Source organism: Thalassospira sp. CH_XMU1420-2, from assembly GCF_037029325.1.
Taxonomy (GTDB): domain Bacteria; phylum Pseudomonadota; class Alphaproteobacteria; order Rhodospirillales; family Thalassospiraceae; genus Thalassospira; species Thalassospira povalilytica.
Genome location: NZ_JAYMEG010000004.1, coordinates 130,417 through 152,456, shown reverse-complemented (window position 1 = coordinate 152,456; position 22,040 = coordinate 130,417). Strand labels below are relative to the sequence as shown.

Here is a 22,040-nt window from a genome sequence, read left to right as displayed (position 1 = left end):
TTTATGTGTCGCGTTTCCAGTTTTATGAGTCAATTCACACTTAACCCTCGCACTTACACGTCGAGGTTTGCGACCTTAAGTGCGTTGGACTGGATGAAGTCGCGGCGCGGTTCGACCACGTCGCCCATCAGGGTCGAGAAGACTTCTTCGGCCTCGTCGGCGTGCGCGACCTTGACCTGCAGGAGCGAGCGGACATTCGGGTCGAGCGTGGTTTCCCAAAGCTGATCCGGGTTCATTTCACCCAGACCCTTATAGCGCTGGACCGAGATGCCGCGACGGCCGAATTCCATCACCGCATTGACCAGATCGACCGGGCCGTTGATTTTCCAGGTCTTGTCCTTGGCAACGAATTCCGCGCCCTTTTCAAACAGTTCGCGCAATTCGCCCAGAATGCCGGCAATGGCGCGGGCTTCGGCCGAGCGCAGGATATTGCCGTCAATCACGTGGCGCTGTTCGACACCGCGCAGCATACGCCAGATGACAATTTCATCGAGCGGTGCTTCACCCTGCCAGCCACGATCGAAATCTTCTTCGAGGCTGTCGAGATGTTTGGCGAGAATCTGGGCGGCTTCGAGACGTTTGTTGTCGTCATCAAGCAGGGCCGGGTTCAGGGCACCGGCAAGGGTTGCCTGTTCAAGAACCGAGATCGGCAGTTTGATCGATAGCGGCGCCAAGAGGCTTTTGGCCTTGCGCGAGAGTTCAACCACCCGAACCAGATCCGGCCCGGCAAGCTGCTGACCACCGTCAAGGGTCAGAACCGCTTCTTCTGTGCCCTGTGCGGTCAGGTATTGTTCCATCTCGCGGTCGTCCTTGAGATACTGGACCGAGTTACCGCGCTTGGCGCGATAGAGCGGCGGCTGTGCGATATAGAGATAGCCGCGTTCGATCAGTTCGGGCATCTGACGATAGAAGAAGGTCAGAAGCAGGGTCCGGATATGCGCGCCATCGACGTCAGCATCGGTCATGATGATGATTTTGTGATAGCGGGCTTTTTCGATGTTGAAGTCATCGCGGCCAATCCCGGTGCCCATGGCGGTAATCAGGGTGCCGATTTCCTGACTTGAAAGCATCTTGTCGAAACGTGCGCGTTCAACGTTCAGGATCTTACCACGCAGCGGCAGGATCGCCTGGAAACCACGTTCACGGCCCTGTTTGGCCGATCCGCCTGCGGAATCACCCTCCACGATGAACAGTTCGGCTTTGGACGCATCGCGTTCCTGACAGTCGGCAAGCTTGCCCGGAAGCGACGAGATATCAAGCGCGCCTTTGCGTCGCGTCAGTTCGCGGGCCTTACGCGCGGCTTCACGGGCAGAGGCAGCTTCGACGACCTTGGTCACGATCTTGCGGGCATCCGCCGGGTGTTCTTCCAGCCATTGCTGGAGCTTGTCATTGACGATGTTTTCAACAACCGGACGGACTTCGGATGAAACCAGCTTGTCCTTGGTCTGGGAGGAGAATTTCGGATCGGGAACCTTGACCGAAATCACGCAAGACAGACCTTCGCGGGCATCATCACCGGACAGGGCAACCTTTTCCTTTTTGGCGATGCCGCTTTCCTGGGCGTAATTGTTGATCTGACGGGTCAGGGCCGCACGGAAGCCGGCCATGTGCGTTCCGCCATCACGCTGGGGAATGTTGTTGGTAAAGCACAGCGTCTGTTCGTGATAGCTGTCATTCCATTGCAGCGCGACTTCAACGGTGATGCCGTCTTTTTCGCCTTCGATGCTGATGGCTTCTTCGATCTGGCGGGCCTTGTTCCGGTCGAGATATTCGACAAAGGCACGAATGCCGCCTTCGTAATGCAGTTTGGTTTCGACCGGATCGCCATGGCGTTCATCACGCAGGGTCAGGATCACGCCCGAGTTCAGGAAGGCCAGTTCGCGCAGGCGGTGTTCCAGGGTGCCGAAATCGAATTCGAGCTGGGTGAAGATTTCACCATCCGGATAGAAGGTGACTTCGGTACCGGAAAGCGGTGTTCCGTCTTCGGTCAGCGGGGCATCACCGACAACTTCCAGCGGCTTGATCGCATCGCCACCGGAAAATTCCATGTAATGTTCTTTGCCGTTACGCCAGATGCGCAGTTTCAGAAGTGTCGACAGCGCGTTCACAACCGACACACCCACGCCGTGCAGACCACCGGAAACCTTATAGGAGTTCTGGTCGAACTTACCGCCGGCATGGAGCTGGGTCATGATGACCTCGGCGGCGGATACGCCTTCTTCCTTGTGCATGTCGGTCGGAATGCCGCGCCCGTTATCGCGGATGGTCGCGGAACCATCGCCATTGAGCTGCACCCAGACGGTATCGCAATGCCCGGCAAGGGCTTCGTCAATCGCGTTATCGACGACTTCGTAGATCATATGGTGCAAACCGGTTCCGTCATCGGTGTCACCGATATACATGCCCGGGCGTTTGCGCACCGCTTCAAGGCCCTTGAGAACCTTGATCGATTCTGCACCGTACTCCTGCTGTGCCGGTTCGGCAGTGTTCGGAGTTTCTGTTTCGTTGGTCATAGCGTCACAACCTCGGCATTCACGGAGTGGTTTCCAGGGACAGGGTGGCATCCTCCACGCGGAAGAATTGCGCACGACCGTCCAAACCTTCAAACAGCGCCCGGTCCGTGCCTGTCATCCAGGCCTGGACACCGAGCGCCACGATTTCATCAAACAGGTGCTTGCGCCGTTCTGCATCCAGATGCGCAACCACCTCGTCAAGCAACAGCAGCGGGCCAGCCCCGCGTGCCTTGGTTTGCAGGCGGGTATTGGCCATGATAATCGACAGCAACAACGCCTTTTGTTCCCCGGTGGAACATTGATCCGCCGACTGGCCCTTGGCATCGTGCCAGACCAGCAGATCACTGCGTTGCGGGCCGACAACCGCCCCGCCATAGGTCGCATCACGCGCACGTCCGTCGCGCAATGCAGCCCGCATTCTGTCTTCGACCTCGATCGCCGGATATTTTTCCAGCCAGTCTTCGAGATCCCCCGCCAGCGCCAGACGTGCGGCGGGAAACGGCCCGATGGCCATGGTGCCGGCCCGGCTTAACCGGGCCAGAAGATCGGCCCGGGCCACGGCAACGGCAATGCCGTGACGGACCATCGAATCTTCGATCGAGGCCAGCCATTTGTCATCGCCCTTGCCTTCCTTGAGCAATTTGGCGCGCGAGCGCAGGGAATGCTCATAGGCGGCAACGCGGCTGCTGTGATCGGGATCAAGGCCATAGACCAGCCGATCCAGAAAGCGCCGACGCGCCGATGGCCCATCCAGAAACAGACGATCCATCTGTGGCGTCAGCCAGACCGCGGCACAGACCCGCCCCAGGGCGGCCTGCCCACGCTGGGACTGACCGTCAATACGGACAGCCCGGCGTTCGCGCCCCTGTTCAAGGGCAGCGGGATCAAGACCCGATCCGACCTGAAACACCCCGTCAGGGGTTTCGATTTCCGCAGCAACCGCCCAGGCCCGGGTTGCCCCGTTCGGGGCCCGCGGGACGCTGCGTGCGATATCGCCCAGTTTGGCCCGGCGCAATCCGCCGCCCGGGGCCAGCAAGGATACCGCTTCGAGCAGGTTGGTCTTGCCCGCCCCGTTTGGTCCCGTCAGCACAACCGGCGCGCCACTAAGGGCCAGACGCAGGCTTTCGTAACAGCGAAAATCGCTGAGCTGGATGCGGGAAACGGCAAGACGGTTTGTCATGGACGCACCGTCTTTTGGCATGAGGTTATTGGCAAGAGCAGCCACAGCTTAATCGTGCTTACCGTCACACACGCATCGGCATCAGAACATACAATGCCGAAAGGTCGTCGGTATCACGCAGGATCGTCGGGCTTGAACCATCCGACATCAGAAGGTTGAGGGTATCGCCCTTGACCTGTTTGGCAATGTCGAGCAGATAGCGCGAGTTAAAGCCGATTTCGATGTCCTCGGCATCGTAGTTGATTTCAAGTTCCTCGGACGCGGTGCCGTGTTCGGGGCTTGAAGCCGAAAGCGTGAGGGTCGTCCCCGACAGCACGACCTTGACCGCACGCGATTTTTCAATCGAGATCGCCGAAACACGGTCAACCGCATCGGCAAACGCCTTGCATTCGATATCAAGGGTCTTGTCATTGCCCGACGGAATGACGCGTTCGTAATCGGGGAAGGTGCCATCAATCAGCTTGGAGGTCAGGATCGCATTGCCGAATCCGAAGCGGATTTTGGTATCCGACAGAGCGATATCGACCGCTTCGCCGGTTTCTTCGATCAGTTTGCGCAATTCACCAACGGTTTTGCGCGGCACGATGACGCCCGGCATGTTTTCCGCACCATCAGGCAGCGGTGCCTCGACCCGGGCCAGACGGTGACCGTCGGTGGCAACAGCACGCAGGATCTTGGTGCCTTCGGCGTCGGTGGCATGGAAATAGATGCCGTTGAGATAGTAACGGGTTTCTTCGGTCGAGATCGCAAATTCGGCGCGATCAATCAGGCCGCGCAGTTCCGCAGCAGCAAGACCGAAGCTGACCGGAAGATCGCCACCGGACATGACCGGGAAATCATCGACCGGCAGAACCGCAAGATTGAATTTCGAACGGCCCGCAGCCAGGGTCAGACGACCGGCACCCGGTTCGAGGGCGATCTGCACCTGGGAACCTTCGGGCAGTTTGCGGACGATTTCATAAAGGGTATGTGCAGGCGTCGTGGTCGCGCCCGGTTCGGAGACCTCGGCCGTGGTGGTTTCGACCACTTCAAGGTCCATGTCCGTTGCCGTCAGCGAAAGTCGATCATTCTCTGCCCGCAGCAAAATATTGGACAGAATCGGGATGGTGTTGCGTCGTTCAACAACACTTTGAACATGGGTCAGCGATTTCAACAGAGCCGCGCGTTCGATGGTCAGCTTCATGCCCGTCCTATCCGTCTGTCAGTATTAGTTTAACAAATTGATTTTTAATCAGTTTTCTCACCTGACCCCCACCCTTTCGGGCAAGGAAGGCGTATTATAACATGCATGACACGAAATCGAAGGATTTTTACGGCTTAAACCCAAGCAAATAAAAGGAGTCGGCACGCCAATTTACGCCTGAAACGCGCAAAGCGGCGCATACTGCGCGACTCGCAGTTTTGTTCATGTATTTCAGGGGAATTTTACCCGTCATTCCGACCCGGAATCCGGCGACCGAACCATGTGGAGTCCGGCCCCGTCAGCACCAAAATTCGATGGCACAGGCATCAAGAAAATCCACCAAGCCCGATTGGTCAGGCACCGAAACAATCAGCCTTCGAGCATCCGGCGCAGCAGATCGATATCTTCGGAAAGTGACGGATCGGAACTGTGCAGTTCTTCGATCTTGCGCACTGCATGCATGACCGTGGTATGGTCACGCCCGCCGAATTTCCGACCGATTTCCGGCAGGGAATGGGTGGTCAGCTGCTTGGACAGATACATCGCCACCTGACGCGGGCGGGCAACCGCACGGGCACGGCGGGCGGAATGCATGTCCGACACCTTGATGTTGAAATGTTCAGCCACGCGTTTCTGGATTTCCTCGATGGAAACCCGGCGTTCAGATGCGCGCAGAACGTCATGCAGGACATCCTGAACCATTTCCAGGCTGATTTCACGACCGACCAGCTGGGAATGGGCAATCACGCGGTTAAGCGCACCTTCGAGCTCACGCACGTTGGCCGTGATCTTGTGGGCGAGGAATTCCATGACACGCTGGGGCAGTTCGACACCCTGACGTTCGGCCTTGGATTCGAGAATGCCCAGACGCAGCTCGTAAGTGGTTGCGTGAATATCGGCAACAAGGCCGGAGCCCAGACGCGACCGCAGGCGTTCTTCGATATCTTCGAGATCAGAGGGCGACTTGTCAGCCGAGACAATGATCTGACGGCCCTGATCGACCAGCGCGTTAAAGGTGTGGAAGAATTCTTCCTGGGTCGAGTCCTTGCCCGAGATGAACTGGACATCATCGACCATCAGAACGTCCACCGAACGGAACTGGTCCTTGAAATCGACCGTGTTTTTGTCACGCAGCGCCCGGATGAAGCGATACATGAATTTTTCCGCCGACAGGTAGATCACCGTGCGGTGCGGCTGCGTGCGGCGGATATGCCAGGCAATCGCATGCATCAGGTGGGTTTTACCAAGACCGACGCCGCCATACAGGAACAGCGGGTTGAACGGCACCGATTCGGCTTCGGCCAGACGGCGCGCCGCGGCATAGGCAAATTCGTTCGGCTTGCCGATCACGAAATTGTCGAAGGTGTAACGCGGATCAAGGGCAGCAGAAATGCCGTCATCGGACATGCTGGCAATTGCCGTGCGGCCGGCAGCCTGCGGCTGACAGGGGGCCTCGGCGACGGAGATTTTTCCAGCGCCCGGCTTGGCCTTGGGGGCCGGTTTGGTCGCGGAAACATCGCCCGCAGCAGAACCCGATGCCGGGGAAGCGGCAGGTTCAGCCTGATTGGCGGGCGCATTGCCATTGGAAACGGAAATGATGTTGATTTCGACGAAATGCACATTGGCATCTTCGGCATGCCAGAAGGCCTGGATCCGGTCGAGATAGTGCTGGGTTACCCAGTCGCGCATGGCACGGGTCGGCGCACCAAGACGCGCCACACCTGCCTCGACACCAATCAGGACAACCGGCTCAAGCCAGTAGCGATAGGCTGTGGCACCGAATTCGGCGCGCAGCTTTTCACGAACGACCTGCCAGATTGCGACTGTATGATCATCAAGTGCTGCCTGCTGGTCACCCTGCATCCCCCCGCTGGTCTGCCCGAGTGCCGATTGCGTTCCCCTCACGGCGTGCTGCACTGTTTGAACCTTCCCCGATATCCCAATTTCAACACATTCAAGACTGCAAAAGACAAAATAGTACTGTGCCGCGTTCATCACAGTAGTGATCAACACGCTGGTCTTCCGCAAAATCCTGGAAGCGTACTCGCGCCTTTTGTTTTTGGTTCTTCGTCACGGGCCACTTTGCGCGGCCTGCGAAGTCCAAACACTGTACTGATGCGACCCACATCAGGCAAGGCGATCTTTAACAGAACGTTAAAAGGATTTCGGCACCAAAACGTTCCTTATTTTCTGCGGTTTCTTGCACCCGCGGAATCAAGGAACAAAAGGTGATTCTCCGAAATCAGGGCAGCGAAAAGGCCGCACCAGAGGTGCGGCCTTCGACTCGCCATCCCGTAAGGGATAAATTAAAGCGCCTTGATACGAGCGGTCAGACGCGAAACCTTGCGAGCAACGGTGTTCTTGTGCAGAACGCCGAGCTGCGCGCCGCGCGCCATTTCCGGCTCGGCGATTTTCATCGCAGCCTGAGCAGCATCTTTGTCGCCAACGTTCAGCGCAGCTTCGACCTTCTTAACGAAGGTACGAATGCGACCGATACGTGCGCCGTTAACTTCTGCACGGGCGGCGTTGCGGCGAATGCGCTTCTTGGCCGATTTATGGTGAGCCATTGCGAACCTGTCTCTTCAAACAAATGTTACGTAATTCGGAGCGCGGCTTATAGCTCTGTCCGAAACCCTCGTCAACCCCCGATGCCGCGTCGATGCCCTAATTTCTGCGGTTTAGGACTCTGTTGGCCTGCAACACAGATATGCAGCGACGGAATCAGGGGTCAACTTACCCCGGGCACCGTGCAATCAACGGTGCTTGAAATCGGCTTTTCTCTTTTCTGTGAAGGCCTTCATGCCTTCGGCACGGTCTTCGAGCGCGAAGGTCGAATGGAATTCGCGACGTTCAAACATCAGGCCTTCGGTCAGGGTCATTTCATAGGCCTTGTTGACCGATTCCTTGACCTTCATCGAAACCGGACCCGAGAAGGAGGCGATCTTTTCCGCCGTTTTAAGGGCTTCTTCCAGCAGCGAGTCGGCCGGGACGATTCGCGCCACCAGACCGGAACGTTCGGCTTCCTCGGCATCCATCATGCGCCCGGTCAGGCACATTTCCATTGCCTTGGCCTTGCCAATCGCACGGGTCAGGCGCTGTGTCCCGCCAGCACCGGGGATGGTGCCGATGGTGATTTCGGGCTGACCGAACTTGGCGGTATCAGCGGCAATCATGATGTCGCACATCATGGCAAGTTCACAGCCACCACCCAGCGCGAATCCGGCGACGGCGGCAATGGTCGGCTTGCGGCAGCTGGCAACACGGGTCCAGCCTTTGGTGATGAAGTCGTTCTTATAGACATCCATATAGTCGTAATCGGCCATTTCCTTGATGTCGGCACCGGCCGCAAAGGCGCGTTCCGACCCGGTAATAACGATGGCACGAATGTTTTCATCGGATTCGAAATCATCAAGTGCCGCACCGATATCCGTAATCAGGGCAGCGCACAGCGCATTGAGTGCCTGGGGACGGTTAAGGGTGATCAGTCCGACATTGCCCTTTTTCTCGGCGATGATGTTTTCATATGACATGCCTGTAATCCTTATATCCGCGATCTGCCCGGTTTGTGCGGGGCCGATTCGTCTGAAACCATATTTTGATACTGTTTTACCGATTTTGATCCCGCCCCGCAACCGGCACCGCGTGAAAGCATCATGAAAGGAGGCAGGGATCAAACCGCCCGGCTCCCGGTTTATGGCTTAAGACTTATCGCTTATGGCCCGGATATGGCCGGTCGATAGCCGATACGGTGATCAGGCAGCGGAGTCGAAGGACGGAATATGATGGTCCCGTCCTTTTCCGGGCATGGCCATGCCTGTATGTGTGGAGACGGGCTTATTTCTGACAGCTCGGGCAGAAGAAGGTCGATCGTCCGGCCTGAACGATTCGTCCGATCGTGCTGTCGCATCCGTCCGCCACACAGGTTTCGCCTTCGCGACCATAGACGCGGAAATTATGCTGGAAATAACCAAGTTCGCCATTGGTCTGGCGATGATCCTTCAGGCTTGAACCGCCCGCGGCAATGGCGTCTTCCAGCACCAGACGGATTTCGCGATAAAGACGGTCAATTTCACCGGGCTTGAGATCCCTTGCCAGACGGTCCGGTGCAATGCCCGACCGGAACAGAGCTTCGCAGACATATATATTGCCAAGACCGGCCACCAGTTTCTGGTCAAGCAAGGCGGTCTTGATCGGACTGCCGCGACGCGCAAGCCCGTCGGCCAGCACTGCGGCATTGAACGCATTGCCAAGCGGTTCGGGACCGATACTGGCCAGCATCTTGTGGCTGGCGACTTCGTCTGCGGCAATCAGGGTGATCACCCCGAAGCGGCGCGGATCGTTAAAGCGCACAACAGCGCCATCCTGCATGACGAAATCGACATGATCATGCTTGCCCGGTTCTGGAACGGCGACCGCCGGATCATTATGAATGGTCATGCGGCCCGACATGCCCAGATGGATCAGCAATACCTGACCATCATCAAGATATCCCAGAATGTATTTTGCCCGCCGGGTCAGCTGATCGATCTTGCGACCGGCCATGCGATCGACAAAGCCGTCGGGAAAGGCAAAACGCAGATTGGCGCGACGTTGCACCACGTGATCGACAATGCGGCCTTCCATGACCGGTGTCAGACCACGGGTAACTGTTTCGACCTCTGGCAATTCAGGCATATCTGGAACTCGTGCAAGTTAGGGCGACCCACTTTCTAGACCAGAATCGACCGTAAAATAAGGATCAATTTCGATGCTGTGTGCGGGCGATGGCCGGCCATGCGATCTTCGATCTGGACGCAGGCCGCCAAAACCATATGATTGCGGCGCCCGTCGGCATCCCGATGACCCATTCCACCGGATGCACCGGGATTTCCGGTTCCGCGTTGCCCCACCTTTGCGGACATTTCTGTTTTACGAAAGCCACCCGATGGAATTTGGTTTTGATCTTTTAGCGATCCTGTTCGGCGTTGCCGCACTTGCGGCCTGTGTTGATGCGATTGCCGGCGGCGGCGGCCTGATTACCATTCCGGCCCTGCTTTGGGCGGGCGTGACACCGGCGCAAGCACTTGCAACCAACAAGTTGCAGGGAAGCTTTGGCAGTTTTACCGCATCGCTTAACTTCATCCGCAAGGGTCACGTCAATCCGCGCGACATGGTTTTGGCGATTGTTCTGACCTTTGCCGGATCAGCACTTGGCACCGTATTGGTGCAGATGCTTGATCCCGGCATATTGATGACGATCCTGCCCGGTCTTTTGATCCTGATTGCGCTTTATTTCCTGTTTTCGCCGCGCGTGGGCGATATCGATGCGCATCAGTTGATCAGCAAGGCGACCTTTGCCTTTACCGCCGGGTTTGGCATCGGATTTTATGACGGGTTCTTTGGCCCGGGTACGGGGTCCTTTTTCTCGATCGCCTTTGTCGCGCTGCTTGGTTTCAACATGACCAAGGCAACCGCGCACACCAAGGTTTTGAACTTCACATCGAATTTTGCATCCCTTGTGATGTTCATTGCCGGGGGCGAGGTTGTCTGGATTGTTGGCGGTGTGATGGCGGTTGGTGCACTGCTTGGTGCGCAGATCGGATCGCATCTGGTGATGAAGGTCGGCGCGCGACTTGTGCGGCCGCTTCTGGTCGTTACGTCGATCGCGATTTCGATCAAGCTGATCATTGATCAATATGGCCCCGTGATCAGCCAGACCTATGATCAGATCCGCCACTGGATCGGCTAGGTCCGCTCAGAAAACCGCACCCAGATATCAAAAACCCGTCAACCGAGAGGCTGACGGGTTTTGTTTTGCAAGGACGATTTGCCCGGATGATCAGGCGTTGGCACCACTTTGGGCAAAGACTTCATCGCCGCGATCAAGCAGGTGGCTCCAGACCGTAAACAGCAGCGCCAGCACCGCAATTCCGGCCCCAAGCCATGGGATATGCTGATAGGAAACGCCGTGCGTGATGGCAAGACCACCAAACCAGGCCCCACCGGCATTGCCAAGATTGAACGCCCCCTGATTAAGGGTGGAGGCCAGATTGGGGGCCTCGGACGCCTCGTTGACGACACGCATCTGAAGCGGGGATACCAGGGCAAAGGCCACAACACCCCACAGCATCACCGTGATCACCGCCGGGATGACTTCGGTCAGGGTTTCGGTGAACATGGCCAGAATGGCAATCAACAGGACAAAGGCAATAATGATCGCCGGCATCAGACGCCAGTCCCCCAGTCGACCGCCGATATAGTTGCCCACTGTCAGACCAACCCCGAACAGCAGCAGCACATAGGTCACCTGACGCGGGGAGATGCCGGTAATTTCCTGAAGCATCGGGGTGATATAGGTAAAGACGCTGAACATGCTGGCCGATGCCAGAACCGAAATCAGCATGGCAAACAGGACATGGACCTTGCCCAGGGACTTGGCTTCTGCCCACAGGCTTCCGGTTGATGCGGCGATCTTGCGCGGCAAGGCAACATAAAGTGCAAGGGCGGCAACAATGCCAATGGCAACAACTGCCCAGAAGGTCGATCGCCACCCCAGTTCCTGACCAAGGGCAGTACCAAACGGCACACCAAGAACATTGGCCAGTGTCAGCCCCGAAAACATAAGCGCAATGGCCTGAACCCGTTTATGCGGTGCCACCAGGTTTGACGCAACCACGGCCCCCAGACCAAAGAAGGCCCCATGACAGAAGGCCGTCACAACGCGGGCCGCCATCAGAAGCCAGTAATCCGGGGCCACAGCACACAGGAAATTGCCGATGATGAAGATCGAAATCAGAAGCAAAAGTGCGCGCCTGCGATCCATGCGCGCCGTTGCAATCGCAAGGAACGGCGCCCCGAAGGTCACACCCAGCGCATAACCGGTGACAAGCAACCCGGCATCGGGAATGGTGACACCAAGATCAAGCGCCACATCGGGCAGTAGTCCCATAATGACAAATTCGGTGGTCCCGATGCCAAAAGACGCAAGTGCCAGGGCAAGAATCGGTAAGTTCCCGAGAAATCCCGGGCGGGTGGCGGTATCAGTCATGTCAGAAATATCCAGATAAACCCGGGCCGGTTCGACGGATCCGGATTTTGTGCAACTGCGAGATGGCCATATTGCACCAATTTTTGAAACGATTCAATTCTGAGATAAAGCGCGCGATAAAACCATCGCGAAATCCGCATGGCAGCATGCACGGCATTCACAGCTGATCTTTATGGTCTGCCCCAAAAAACAAAGGCCCGGACAATGCCGGGCCTTGATCGCGGGAGCCGGTCCTGTGATCAGGAAAGCTCAGCCACGATGCGCTTGGCGGCTTCGATCGGGTCTTCTGCCTTGGTGATCGGACGACCGATAACCAGAACGTCACTGCCCATGGCAACGGCATCGGCCGGGGTAACGATGCGTTTTTGATCGTCACTTGATGCCCAAGCTGGACGAATACCCGGCGTGATCAGTTTGAAATCAGCGCCAAGCGCACGGCGGACCGGGATAATTTCCTGTGCCGAGCAGACGACACCGTCCAGACCGGCCTTTTTGGTCAATTCGGCCAGTTTGACGACGCGATCCTCGATCGGGCCTTTGAGTCCGACATCATCAAGGTCAGCCTGGTCCATGCTGGTCAGGATGGTTACGGCGATCACCCAGGGCACTTCGACACCGGCCTTGTCGGCCGCTTCGCGTGCGGCATCCCCGGCACGCTTCATCATTTCGATGCCGCCAGCGGCATGAACATTGACGATTTTAAGCCCCATCGGAGTGACAGCACGAATGGCACCGGCAACCGTGTTGGGAATATCGTGATATTTGACATCAAGGAAGATCGGCATGCCGGTCTTGGCAACCGCGCGGACACCCTGGGGACCGTGGGCAGCAAAAAATTCCTTGCCCAGCTTTGCCCCGCCAATCACGCCCGACAACCGGGATGCCAGATCAATTGCGTGATCAAGGTCCGTGGTATCGATGGCACAGAAAATGCGGTCTTTTGGGGAAAGGGTCCGGGTCATGATGTCCTCCGCTGCTGGCAATTGGGTCATGGCCCACAATCAGCTGCGCGGACCGGACATGGCTTAGCCGATTTATCCACAAAGGCCAATGTCAAATAGTACCAGATGACTGCATGGCCCCATGCGTCGGGTTCGATCACCGGAAACGGACCATAAAAAAGGGCTCCGTCAGGAGCCCTTGGGATCAGCTGTGGCCAAGTGCCTTTTGATCGGACTTGGGGGTCGCATCGTCATTTTTGATGCGTTTGAGTTCACTGTCCATGCGCCGGGCGGCACGGCGGTGTTTGCCATGGATCAGCCATTCATAGGCAAATCCGATGCCCAGGCCGACAAGCAGGGCCACCATGATCGGCAGGAACAGCGGCAGGTCGACCTCGTAGGGCAAAGGCCAGAGCGACAGCGTCACAAGCGCACGGTTGGACACGGCAAAAACGGCAATCAGGACCGCAAGCGGTATGGAAATAATCCAGTAAAGGATACGCATTCTGGGCTCCTTGTGCCTGACAGGGTGGCGGCAGACACCCGACAGATCAGGCGTCCCCCGAATTCAGGCAACAGGTCACGTTCGGGGATTGATGCAACAGTATGGCGCAAAGCGCAGGCAAAAGCCAAGCCACCAGCGACACAGCATGCTGTGTCGTGGCGGTTTTGCGTGACGACCGGCAATGCGATCGTCAATCAATCATCCATCAAACGGAAATCAGTTCAGACGTTCACGGAGCTGCTTGCCGGTTTTGAAATAGGGAACCTTTTTCTCACCAACAGGGACCGCGTCACCGGTACGCGGGTTCCGCCCGACGCGGGCATCACGCTGTTTGACGGAAAATGCACCAAAACCGCGCAGTTCGACCCGGTCGCCACGGGCAAGCGCGTCAGTGATTTCGTCAAAAATCGTTGCAACAATCCGTTCGACGTCTCGCTGATAGAGATGCGGATTCAATTCAGCAAGCCGGGCAATCAATTCAGATTTTGTCATTTCCAGGCCCCATCCTGTTCGTGCTGACAGTCTCACTCAACCGCGAATTAGATTATTTGTTCGGTAACTATCACTCAGGTTGCCAGACAGCTAGCAAACCGTCAAGTTTAAGCCCCTCAGATGACAGCACTTTTCCAAGGTTTCCTTCAAAGAGTGCGCTCATCAAATCGTCCTCCGGGTACTCAATTTCAAGCGGCACGATGTCCGCTTCCGGCGTGACACCAGCTTCGTTTTCAAGCCAGCGCAAGGCTTCACGACGGCCTCCAATTTCATCAATCAAGCCATTGGCAAGTGCTTGCTGTCCGGTATAGACGCGACCATCTGCCAATGTTTTTACCGTGTCGACCGGCATGTCACGCCGTTCGGCAACCATTCCGACAAACACGTCAAACATGTCGGAAATCAGGCCTTGCATGGCCGTTTTTGCAGCATCATCAACCGGTTCGAACGGATTCGGTGCCGCTTTAAGCGGTCCGCTTTTGACGGTAAGCGGCTCGACACCAAGCTTTTCAAGCGTGCCGTTGAAATTCATCGACTGGAAAATCACCCCGATCGATCCGGTAATCGTTCCGCGCCGCGCAATGATATGGTCAGCGGCAATCGCGGTCATATAACCGCCCGATGCGGCAACCGTGCCCATTTCGGCAACGATGGGGCGGGTTTCCCCGATCCGGCGCAACGCTTCGTACAGCGTTTCGCCCCCGACCATGGTGCCGCCCGGGCTGTTGATATGAACAATCACACCGACAACGTCGCTGTCTTCTTCGATGGCAGCCAGCGCATCAAGCAAATAGGGATCTTCGGTGATCACACCTTCGATATTGATTTCAACGATTCTCGGACCGATGCCGCCCAGAACACTGTTCTGCACGCCGGTTCCGGCCAGACCGATAATGATCACGGCAATGACAGCAATGACGGCCACAACGCGCCAGCGGAAGACTGATTTCTTCAAGCGACGTCGATCAAGCAGGATGTCGGCATCAAGCGCCATTTACGGTGCCCCGGTTCTAATTGTTCAATCAAATACTTAGAAGGCTGTCCGCCCAAAAACCTGCCTTTTCAAATGGTTTTTCTCGGCCAAGAAGGCAAGGACAAAAAGCGTTTAAAATCAAAATTTTCGCGAAAAATAGCGAACAGGGCAACACCGGGCACCAATCCGGGGTCAAAACTCGGATGATATACAATTTCAAAGACCAAATCGGACCGGCCTACCAGCAGATACGGGCACCCGGAACACCCCGTTTTCGCACCCCGCCCCCACCAGATCAGCCATGCCAGCAAGATAGAAAGATCATCAAACGCCCCCCCGGATCATGAGGCGCGCATCGTACCGGGCGGCTCACCCAAATGCCGGTTGGCATGTGCCATCCGTACCAAGGTGCGCAAAACAAAACGGGCCGCACAATGTGCGACCCGTCTGTTCGGTCCGAAAAAGATCAGACCGTATTTCGTCGGAGGGTGGCTTATTCGCCGCCTTCCTGCTTTTTGCGCAGAGCTTCGCCGAGGATATCGCCGAGCGATGCGCCGCTGTCAGCAGAGCCGTAATCCGCCATTGCTTTCTTCTCGTCAGCAACTTCAAGAGCTTTGACCGAGAGGGAAACTTTACGGGTTTTGGCGTCGATTGCGGTAACGCGTGCGTCGACTTTTTCACCAACTGCGAAGCGTTCCGGACGCTGTTCCGAACGCTCACGCGCCAGCTCAGCTTTACGGATGAAGCCTTTCAGTTCGGTGTCGCCAACAGCAACTTCGATGCCGCCGTCATTGACTTCGGTGATCTCGCAGGTGACGGTTTCGCCACGCTTGATACCGGTAACTGCTTCTTTGAACGGATCGCCAGCAAGCTGTTTGATGCCAAGCGAGATGCGTTCTTTTTCAACGTCAACGTCAAGAACCTTGGCTTTGACGATGTCGCCTTTTTTGTATTCTTTGATGACTTCTTCACCAGCACGGTCCCAGGACAGGTCCGAAAGGTGAGCCATACCGTCAATACCGCCCATGAGGCCGATGAACAGACCGAATTCGGTGATGTTCTTGACTTCGCCTTCGATCTCGGACTCGACCGGGTGAGCTGCAAGGAAGGCATCCCACGGGTTCGAGGTGCACTGCTTGAGACCAAGCGAGATACGACGTTTCTGGGCATCGACGTCGAGCACCATGACTTCGACTTCCTGCGAGGTCGAAACGATTTTGCCCGGGTGGATGTTTTTCTTGGTCCAGGACATTTCGGAAACGTGGACCAGGCCTTCGACACCAGCTTCGAGTTCGACGAATGCGCCGTAATCGGTGATGTTGGTGACACGACCTTCGAATTTCGAACCGACCGGGTATTTGGCTTCGACGCCTTCCCACGGATCAGCTTCAAGCTGCTTCATGCCAAGCGAGATACGCTGGGTTTCGCTGTTGAAGCGGATGACCTGTACTTTAACAGTCTGGCCGATCTGCAGAGCTTCGGACGGATGGTTGATACGTTTCCAAGCGATGTCGGTAACGTGCAGCAGGCCGTCAACGCCGCCGAGATCGACGAATGCGCCGTAATCGGTGATGTTTTTGACAACGCCGTCAAGAACCTGACCTTCCTGGAGGTTCTGGATCAGTTCAGCACGCTGTTCTGCACGGGTCTCTTCGAGAACTGCACGACGCGAAACCACGATGTTACCGCGCGAACGATCCATTTTCAGGATCTGGAACGGCTGCGGGTTGTTCATCAGCGGGGTAACGTCACGGACCGGACGGATATCAACCTGGGAACCCGGAAGGAATGCAACTGCACCCGACAGGTCAACGGTGAAGCCGCCTTTAACGCGACCAAAGATGGTGCCGTCAACGCGTTTGCCTTCGGAGAACTGTTTTTCCAGCTCAACCCAGGCTTCTTCGCGGCGCGCTTTTTCGCGCGACAGAACGATCAGGCCATCTTTGTTTTCATAGCGGTCGACATAAACATCAACGGTATCGCCAATGTTTACTTCGCCTGCGCCAAATTCTTTAAGCGGAACGCGGCCTTCGGATTTCAGGCCGACATCGACGATTGCGTCATCGTCAGTTTTCTTAACGACCGAACCGGTCATTACGCGGCCGACAAAACCTTCGTCTTCAGAACCAAGGGTTTCAGCCAACAGGGCGGCAAAATCTTCGCCGGTCGAGAATTGTGCTTCTTCAGCGGTGGTCATAAACCAGACTTCCTTTCGAGTATCGTCATCATATTCTGGCCAACCGGTTGTGTCCGGTGGTCTTAAACCGCAAAATCGCGGCAAAAATGTCAGTCATTGGGCGAACCCGACATCCATGGAAGGCATGCCTTCCATACACGAAAAGGTGAACGCACAAGTCGTTCACCTTAGGGACAGGTCATATGACCGGCACCTCGGGATCGTTCATCGCCTGACGGTTAAAACGCCCTTTGATCAGTCATCCGCGCCCATATGGGTGTGGATATGTGCCATAACGGCATCGAACACTGCATTGGCATTCAGACGGTCCGTATCAATGTGGATTGCGTCTTTTGCCATGGTGAGCGGTGCGACATCGCGAGCACTGTCTCGGGCATCCCGTTCTTCAAGCTCTTTGAGAACGCGCTCGTATATAGCAGCGGGATTTTTTTCCTGCAACTGTTTGAACCGTCGGTTTGCACGTTCTTCCACCGACGCCGTCAGATAAAACTTGATCGGGGCTTCGGGGCAAACGACCGTTCCAATATCGCGGCCATCAAGAACAGCACCGCGTTTTCCGCCGGGCGGCTTGGTTGCAAGGCTGCGCTGGAAATCAAGCAAAACGGCGCGAACCTTTGGAATCGCTGCAACTTTTGAGGCAGCGGTTCCGACTTCTTCGCTGCGGAGCTCTTCGCCGTCCAGATCATTGGCCGTAAGATTTTCCGCCGCCTTGACGGCTGCTGCTTCGTCTTCGGGGTCGGCATTTGCAGCCAAAACTTTCGCACCGGTGGCACGATATAAAAGTCCGGTATCAAGGTAGGCATAGTCCATTGCGTCTGCGACTCGACGCGCCAACGTCCCCTTGCCCGACGCTGCCGGGCCATCAATGGCGATGATCATATGCTTCGCTCCCTGTCTATATCGCGACTATATATATTGGGTCAGATCGATCAGGAATGCAGCGCGAATTTTGCGCCCATTTCGCCCATCAGCTTTTCAAAGTTCGGGAAGCTGGTGGCAATCGGATTGGCATCATCAACCGCAACCGGCTTTTCCGCGCCAAGACCCAGCACCAGGAATGACATGGCAATGCGGTGATCAAGATGGGTTTCGACCATGCCACCGCCCGGAACAACACCGCCGGTCACAATCAGATCATCGCCTTCGATACGGTGAATGACGCCATTGGCTTCAAGTCCGGCGGCAACCGCGGCCAGACGATCCGATTCCTTGACGCGCAATTCTTCAAGATCGCACATCCGTGTTTCGCCCTCGGCATAGGCCGCAGCCACGGCAAGAACCGGATATTCGTCAATCATCGAAGGGGCGCGTTCGGCCGGAACAACGATGCCTTTCAGGCGGTTCTTGCCCGTCACCACCAGATCACCGATGGTTTCGCCGGCTTCTTCGCGTTCATTGGTAATCGTGATATCGCCGCCCATTTCAATCAGGGTGGTGATCAGCCCGGTACGCAACGGGTTCAGGCAAACGTCGCGAATGGTGACATGGGAGTCCGGATTGATCAGGGCCGCAACCATCGGGAAGGCAGCCGAGCTCGGATCGGTCGGCACCACAATGTCAGCAGCCTTCATTTCGACCGGACCGGTCAGGCTGACGGTACGACCGCCATCGTCATTGACCTTCACATCCACATCGACCCCGAAATGACGCAGCATGCGTTCGGTATGATCGCGCGACGGTTTGGGTTCGATCACGGTCGTCGTCCCGGTCGTATTGAGACCGGCCAGCATCACAGCCGATTTGACCTGGGCCGATGCCATGGGAAGGGTATAGGTCACCGGTTTGGCTTCGTCCGTTCCGATCACGGCCATTGGCGGGCGACCACGATCACGGGTGATGAATTGCGCCCCGAATTTGGAAAGAGGATCGGCAACACGGCCCATCGGGCGTTTGCACAGCGACGCATCGCCGGTAAAGAAGGTGGTGATCGGATGGGTGGCAACGATGCCGGCCATCAGACGAATGCCGGTTCCGGCATTGCCCATGTCAATCACGCTATCGGGTTCGCGCAATGCGCCGACGCCAACACCGGTTACATGCCAGGTGCCATCCTCATCACGGGTGACGGTTGCACCGAGTTTGCGCATGGCATCCGCGGTTGCCAGAACGTCTTCGCCTTCAAGCAGGCCGGTGACCTTGGTCGTGCCGATCGCCAGACCGCCAAACATCAGGGAACGGTGGGAAATCGATTTGTCACCCGGCACCCGGATATCACCCGAAATTGGCCCGGTTTTGGCCGATGAAAGCGGGCGTTTGGTCTGCGAAGAACTCATGGAAGCGTACCTGTCCGTAACGATTTGGTTTTCTGTTTTTACGGCGTGGAACCCTGCATATGGTGCAGCCGGGGTTTGGGGCGCTCATGATGCAGGTGGGCCGATGCATCCTGCTCTAGCACAAGCGGTTGTCAGGCACCAGTATCGAACCCAAATTTTGACGTGGCGATTGTACCGATTGCGGGCCTGTTTCACTTCATTGGCAGCTCAGATCGCAAAAGGATCAATTTCCTTTTGACAAGCCGCCAACAAGATGGCAATTGGGCCTTTCAGACATTACGCCTTGCGCTGCATCGCAGCACTTTGCGACGAACAGTCTTTTTCTTAGATGATAACGGTAATTAAGAGGATTTGCCGTAATGTCAGCACGCGGTAAGAAACGTCACTGCCTCGCCTGTGGTACCAAGTATTATGATCTGAACCGTACCCCGGTTGTTTGCCCGAAATGCGCTACACCTGATGGCGTGACAAAGGTCAAGAAAGCCGCGGTTGCCAAACCGGCACCGGAAGAAGACGAAGATATCGATGACGTCAACGATCTTGACGATGATGTCGATGCGGATATCGATGACGATATCCTCGAAGATGCTTCTGACCTTGGCGAAGATGATGATGATCTTGGCGAAGTTTATGAGCATGTCGAATCAGACGACGACGATCGCTAAGAATTTTTGAAAAAGGGTCTTGCCAACATTTGGCGAACCTTCTAAATATGCGCCGCGCCGCAGAGAAAGCATCAGCAAATCTGCGACGCGGACTAAAGTGGGGCCGTAGCTCAGTTGGGAGAGCGCTACAATGGCATTGTAGAGGTCGTCAGTTCGATCCTGATCGGCTCCACCATTCAAAACCCGTTGCCTTTGGCGACGGGTTTTGTCGTTTCAGGGTGCTTTTCCCTGAAAATCGCCGGGCAACAAGGCCCGGACACAAAAATATTCTCAAAAAACCAAATGCCCCGCATGGGCGGGGCACCGGAAACGGAAATATGTGCGGACCTAACGTCCCAGCATATTCTTTTGAACCGTGATCAGATGGGCATGCATGGCATCGCGGGCCTCGCCGGGAAGGCGTTGATTAAGCGCATCGACGATACGGGCATGTTCATCGCAATAGTGCAGACGACGCTCGTCGGAAAATGACCGTTTCTTCATTTCGAACCACGGCCCCTGATTGCGCAGGAAGGTCAGGATATTGTTGATTTCGCGCAGCAGCTCGTTGCGCGAACAATCAAAGACCAGCTTGTGGAATTCCGTATCCCATTGTTCGAATGTCGGCATATCGGTCGCCGACGATGCCTTGAGATGGGCGGCTTCGATATCGGCAAGCTCGGCCGAGGTGGCATTGGTTGCAGCAAAAGCAGCGGCTTCGGGTTCGAGCAACAGACGGATTTCCATCATGTCGGCCGGGCTCGTGCCTTCCATCCGTGCAGCGATATCGGCAAGCGATCCCGATTTGGCCTGGGCCGTTACATAGGTCCCGCGACCGACATACCGCGCCAGAAGATTGTCCTGTTGCAGGATATCACAGGCCCGACGCACGGTATTGCGTGCCACGTCGAATTCCTTTGCCAAATCCCGTTCCGGCGGAATGCGTGTGCCATCGGGCCACTGCCCGCCCACGATCCGCTTGCGCAATTCTTTGGCAATGTCATCGGCACTGATGCCTGTCATAAAGAGATCCTTCTTCCCAACCAATTGTGATCCAATTAACAGATCACAGGCCACAGGTCCAGCCCGATTTGCCCGTTTTCAGCCATTTACCCCCTATAAAAGCCCATTTACCCCCACATTGGTTGACTTGGTTGGATTATTGGTATATCAAAATCGACGAAATTGGCTTAATTGGTATATTAATTTTGGAGATTTGGCTTGAAGATTGCAACGTTCAGGACAAATGGTGCAGTTGGCGTTGGCGAGATTCTTGAAGATCGCGGTGTCGTTGTACCGTTCGACATTCCCGCCCAGGACGCCGCCCGCGGTGTGCTTAGCCTGATTGGTCAGGACACATTGCCCGGCCGCAAAGAGCCTGTATCTCTTTCGGATGTGACCTTGCTGGCACCGGTCCCGCGCCCGGTACGCAACATTTTCTGTGTTGGCAAAAACTACATGGAACATGCGCACGAATTTTCCAAAAGCGGCTTTGATTCAAGTGCCGCAGCCGGGGCCGTGCCGAAAAACCCCATCATCTTTTCAAAAGTGCCCGAAACCGTCGTCGCACATGAAAATGATGTTCTGATCGATAGCAAGGCAAGCCAGGCTGTCGATTACGAGGCGGAGCTTGCCGTGATTATCGGCAAGGGCGGCCGGGCGATTTCGCCCGAGGATGCCTATGACCATGTGTGGGGTTACACCATCGTCAATGATGTCACCGCCCGTGACTTGCAGGGCAAATACAGCCAGTGGCTGATTGGCAAATCGCAAGACACGTTCTGTCCGATGGGACCATGGGCCGTGACCCGGGATTCACTTGATATTTCCGACACCGCAATCCGTTGTCATGTGAATGACGAATTGCGTCAGGAATCGAACACGTCGCTTCTGATCTTCGATATCCCGACCATTATCGCAACCATTTCTGCCGGTGTCACACTGATGCCCGGCGATGTGATTGCCACCGGCACCCCGGCAGGGGTCGGGATCGGCTTTGAACCACCGCGTTATCTCAAACCCGGGGACAATGTCAGCATCGAGATCGAAGGCATTGGCACCTTGCGCAACAATTTCCGCGCAATCGGGGGCTGATCAACAGTTTCGGGACGG

19 protein-coding genes and 1 tRNA gene are annotated in these 22,040 nt (G+C 56.2%); 4 read left to right on the top strand and 16 right to left on the bottom strand.

Annotated features, from left to right (window positions below; genetic code table 11):
* Window positions 1-53: 53 nt before the first annotated feature.
* The 7 genes from gyrB to mutM all read right to left on the bottom strand — a co-directional run bounded on the left by gyrB (window position 54) and on the right by mutM (window position 9,550).
* A complete protein-coding gene (gene gyrB, locus WA429_RS14465) occupies window positions 54-2,513 on the bottom strand; it encodes a DNA topoisomerase (ATP-hydrolyzing) subunit B (RefSeq protein WP_101246852.1) in 2,460 nt (819 codons plus the stop codon).
* Between the two features lie 19 nt (window positions 2,514-2,532).
* Window positions 2,533-3,693 carry a DNA replication/repair protein RecF gene (recF, locus tag WA429_RS14460; RefSeq protein WP_287464681.1) on the bottom strand — a complete coding sequence of 387 codons (1,161 nt, stop codon included), beginning with the start codon at window positions 3,691-3,693 and terminating at the stop codon, window positions 2,533-2,535.
* Between the two features lie 64 nt (window positions 3,694-3,757).
* Window positions 3,758-4,876, bottom strand: coding sequence for a DNA polymerase III subunit beta (gene dnaN / locus WA429_RS14455; RefSeq protein ID WP_101246851.1), 1,119 nt, complete (start codon window positions 4,874-4,876; stop codon window positions 3,758-3,760).
* 369 nt (window positions 4,877-5,245) lie between these two features.
* Window positions 5,246-6,739, bottom strand: coding sequence for a chromosomal replication initiator protein DnaA (dnaA, locus tag WA429_RS14450; RefSeq protein WP_181848886.1), 1,494 nt, complete (start codon window positions 6,737-6,739; stop codon window positions 5,246-5,248).
* A gap of 443 nt (window positions 6,740-7,182) precedes the next feature.
* Window positions 7,183-7,443 carry a 30S ribosomal protein S20 gene (gene rpsT / locus WA429_RS14445; RefSeq protein ID WP_101246850.1) on the bottom strand — a complete coding sequence of 87 codons (261 nt, stop codon included), beginning with the start codon at window positions 7,441-7,443 and terminating at the stop codon, window positions 7,183-7,185.
* A 186-nt stretch (window positions 7,444-7,629) separates the two neighbouring features.
* Complete coding sequence (locus tag WA429_RS14440) at window positions 7,630-8,406, bottom strand: enoyl-CoA hydratase (protein WP_101246849.1); 777 nt, start codon at window positions 8,404-8,406, stop codon at window positions 7,630-7,632.
* Between the two features lie 304 nt (window positions 8,407-8,710).
* Complete coding sequence (gene mutM / locus WA429_RS14435) at window positions 8,711-9,550, bottom strand: bifunctional DNA-formamidopyrimidine glycosylase/DNA-(apurinic or apyrimidinic site) lyase (RefSeq protein WP_287464680.1); 840 nt, start codon at window positions 9,548-9,550, stop codon at window positions 8,711-8,713.
* Between the two features lie 250 nt (window positions 9,551-9,800).
* Here mutM and WA429_RS14430 point away from each other — a divergent pair, with 250 nt between their 5' ends.
* The gene (locus WA429_RS14430; RefSeq protein WP_287464679.1) at window positions 9,801-10,604 is read left to right on the top strand and encodes a TSUP family transporter; all 804 of its coding nucleotides are present in this window, start codon (window positions 9,801-9,803) and stop codon (window positions 10,602-10,604) included.
* A gap of 90 nt (window positions 10,605-10,694) precedes the next feature.
* Here the strand turns inward: WA429_RS14430 and WA429_RS14425 are convergent, their stop codons facing one another.
* The 8 genes from WA429_RS14425 to aroA all read right to left on the bottom strand — a co-directional run bounded on the left by WA429_RS14425 (window position 10,695) and on the right by aroA (window position 19,284).
* A complete protein-coding gene (locus tag WA429_RS14425; protein ID WP_287464678.1) occupies window positions 10,695-11,903 on the bottom strand; it encodes an MFS transporter in 1,209 nt (402 codons plus the stop codon).
* Between the two features lie 239 nt (window positions 11,904-12,142).
* Window positions 12,143-12,865 (bottom strand): orotidine-5'-phosphate decarboxylase, encoded by a 723-nt coding sequence (pyrF, locus tag WA429_RS14420; RefSeq protein WP_287464677.1) that lies wholly within the window; start codon window positions 12,863-12,865, stop codon window positions 12,143-12,145.
* 184 nt (window positions 12,866-13,049) lie between these two features.
* The gene (locus WA429_RS14415; RefSeq protein WP_101246843.1) at window positions 13,050-13,349 is read right to left on the bottom strand and encodes a LapA family protein; all 300 of its coding nucleotides are present in this window, start codon (window positions 13,347-13,349) and stop codon (window positions 13,050-13,052) included.
* Between the two features lie 216 nt (window positions 13,350-13,565).
* Window positions 13,566-13,841 (bottom strand): integration host factor subunit beta, encoded by a 276-nt coding sequence (ihfB, locus tag WA429_RS14410; protein ID WP_101246842.1) that lies wholly within the window; start codon window positions 13,839-13,841, stop codon window positions 13,566-13,568.
* Between the two features lie 70 nt (window positions 13,842-13,911).
* Window positions 13,912-14,835 (bottom strand): signal peptide peptidase SppA, encoded by a 924-nt coding sequence (gene sppA, locus WA429_RS14405; protein ID WP_101246841.1) that lies wholly within the window; start codon window positions 14,833-14,835, stop codon window positions 13,912-13,914.
* A 472-nt stretch (window positions 14,836-15,307) separates the two neighbouring features.
* Window positions 15,308-17,011 (bottom strand): 30S ribosomal protein S1, encoded by a 1,704-nt coding sequence (gene rpsA, locus WA429_RS14400; RefSeq protein WP_101246839.1) that lies wholly within the window; start codon window positions 17,009-17,011, stop codon window positions 15,308-15,310.
* 234 nt (window positions 17,012-17,245) lie between these two features.
* A complete protein-coding gene (gene cmk, locus WA429_RS14395) occupies window positions 17,246-17,890 on the bottom strand; it encodes a (d)CMP kinase (RefSeq protein ID WP_101246838.1) in 645 nt (214 codons plus the stop codon).
* 50 nt (window positions 17,891-17,940) lie between these two features.
* Window positions 17,941-19,284: a 3-phosphoshikimate 1-carboxyvinyltransferase gene (gene aroA / locus WA429_RS14390; protein ID WP_101246837.1), complete on the bottom strand. Its 1,344-nt coding sequence runs from the start codon at window positions 19,282-19,284 to the stop codon at window positions 17,941-17,943.
* Between the two features lie 359 nt (window positions 19,285-19,643).
* Here aroA and WA429_RS14385 point away from each other — a divergent pair, with 359 nt between their 5' ends.
* Both WA429_RS14385 and WA429_RS14380 read left to right on the top strand, forming a co-directional pair.
* A complete protein-coding gene (locus WA429_RS14385; protein WP_101246836.1) occupies window positions 19,644-19,949 on the top strand; it encodes an FYDLN acid domain-containing protein in 306 nt (101 codons plus the stop codon).
* A 99-nt stretch (window positions 19,950-20,048) separates the two neighbouring features.
* Window positions 20,049-20,124: transfer RNA gene (locus WA429_RS14380), tRNA-Ala, on the top strand.
* Between the two features lie 152 nt (window positions 20,125-20,276).
* Here WA429_RS14380 and WA429_RS14375 read toward each other — a convergent pair.
* Entirely contained in the window at window positions 20,277-20,951 is a 675-nt protein-coding gene (locus WA429_RS14375) for a FadR/GntR family transcriptional regulator (protein WP_206926378.1), read from the bottom strand.
* Window positions 20,952-21,149: 198 nt separating this feature from the next.
* Between WA429_RS14375 and WA429_RS14370 the strand changes: the two genes are divergently transcribed.
* On the top strand, window positions 21,150-22,022 hold the full coding sequence (locus WA429_RS14370; protein WP_287464674.1) for a fumarylacetoacetate hydrolase family protein: 873 nt from the start codon (window positions 21,150-21,152) through the stop codon (window positions 22,020-22,022).
* The last annotated feature ends 18 nt before the right edge of the window (window positions 22,023-22,040 follow it).

Excerpts from the sequence above, each read along its gene's own strand:
- gyrB (WP_101246852.1), bottom strand. The coding sequence starts at position 2,513 with ATGACCAACGAAACAGAAACTCCGAACACTGCCGAACCGGCACAGCAG.
- recF (WP_287464681.1), bottom strand. The coding sequence starts at position 3,693 with ATGACAAACCGTCTTGCCGTTTCCCGCATCCAGCTCAGCGATTTTCGC.
- dnaN (WP_101246851.1), bottom strand. The coding sequence starts at position 4,876 with ATGAAGCTGACCATCGAACGCGCGGCTCTGTTGAAATCGCTGACCCAT.
- dnaA (WP_181848886.1), bottom strand. The coding sequence starts at position 6,739 with ATGCAGGGTGACCAGCAGGCAGCACTTGATGATCATACAGTCGCAATC.
- rpsT (WP_101246850.1), bottom strand. The coding sequence starts at position 7,443 with ATGGCTCACCATAAATCGGCCAAGAAGCGCATTCGCCGCAACGCCGCC.
- WA429_RS14440 (WP_101246849.1), bottom strand. The coding sequence starts at position 8,406 with ATGTCATATGAAAACATCATCGCCGAGAAAAAGGGCAATGTCGGACTG.
- mutM (WP_287464680.1), bottom strand. The coding sequence starts at position 9,550 with ATGCCTGAATTGCCAGAGGTCGAAACAGTTACCCGTGGTCTGACACCG.
- WA429_RS14430 (WP_287464679.1), top strand. The coding sequence starts at position 9,801 with ATGGAATTTGGTTTTGATCTTTTAGCGATCCTGTTCGGCGTTGCCGCA.
- WA429_RS14425 (WP_287464678.1), bottom strand. The coding sequence starts at position 11,903 with ATGACTGATACCGCCACCCGCCCGGGATTTCTCGGGAACTTACCGATT.
- pyrF (WP_287464677.1), bottom strand. The coding sequence starts at position 12,865 with ATGACCCGGACCCTTTCCCCAAAAGACCGCATTTTCTGTGCCATCGAT.
- WA429_RS14415 (WP_101246843.1), bottom strand. The coding sequence starts at position 13,349 with ATGCGTATCCTTTACTGGATTATTTCCATACCGCTTGCGGTCCTGATT.
- ihfB (WP_101246842.1), bottom strand. The coding sequence starts at position 13,841 with ATGACAAAATCTGAATTGATTGCCCGGCTTGCTGAATTGAATCCGCAT.
- sppA (WP_101246841.1), bottom strand. The coding sequence starts at position 14,835 with ATGGCGCTTGATGCCGACATCCTGCTTGATCGACGTCGCTTGAAGAAA.
- rpsA (WP_101246839.1), bottom strand. The coding sequence starts at position 17,011 with ATGACCACCGCTGAAGAAGCACAATTCTCGACCGGCGAAGATTTTGCC.
- cmk (WP_101246838.1), bottom strand. The coding sequence starts at position 17,890 with ATGATCATCGCCATTGATGGCCCGGCAGCGTCGGGCAAGGGGACGTTG.
- aroA (WP_101246837.1), bottom strand. The coding sequence starts at position 19,284 with ATGAGTTCTTCGCAGACCAAACGCCCGCTTTCATCGGCCAAAACCGGG.
- WA429_RS14385 (WP_101246836.1), top strand. The coding sequence starts at position 19,644 with ATGTCAGCACGCGGTAAGAAACGTCACTGCCTCGCCTGTGGTACCAAG.
- WA429_RS14375 (WP_206926378.1), bottom strand. The coding sequence starts at position 20,951 with ATGACAGGCATCAGTGCCGATGACATTGCCAAAGAATTGCGCAAGCGG.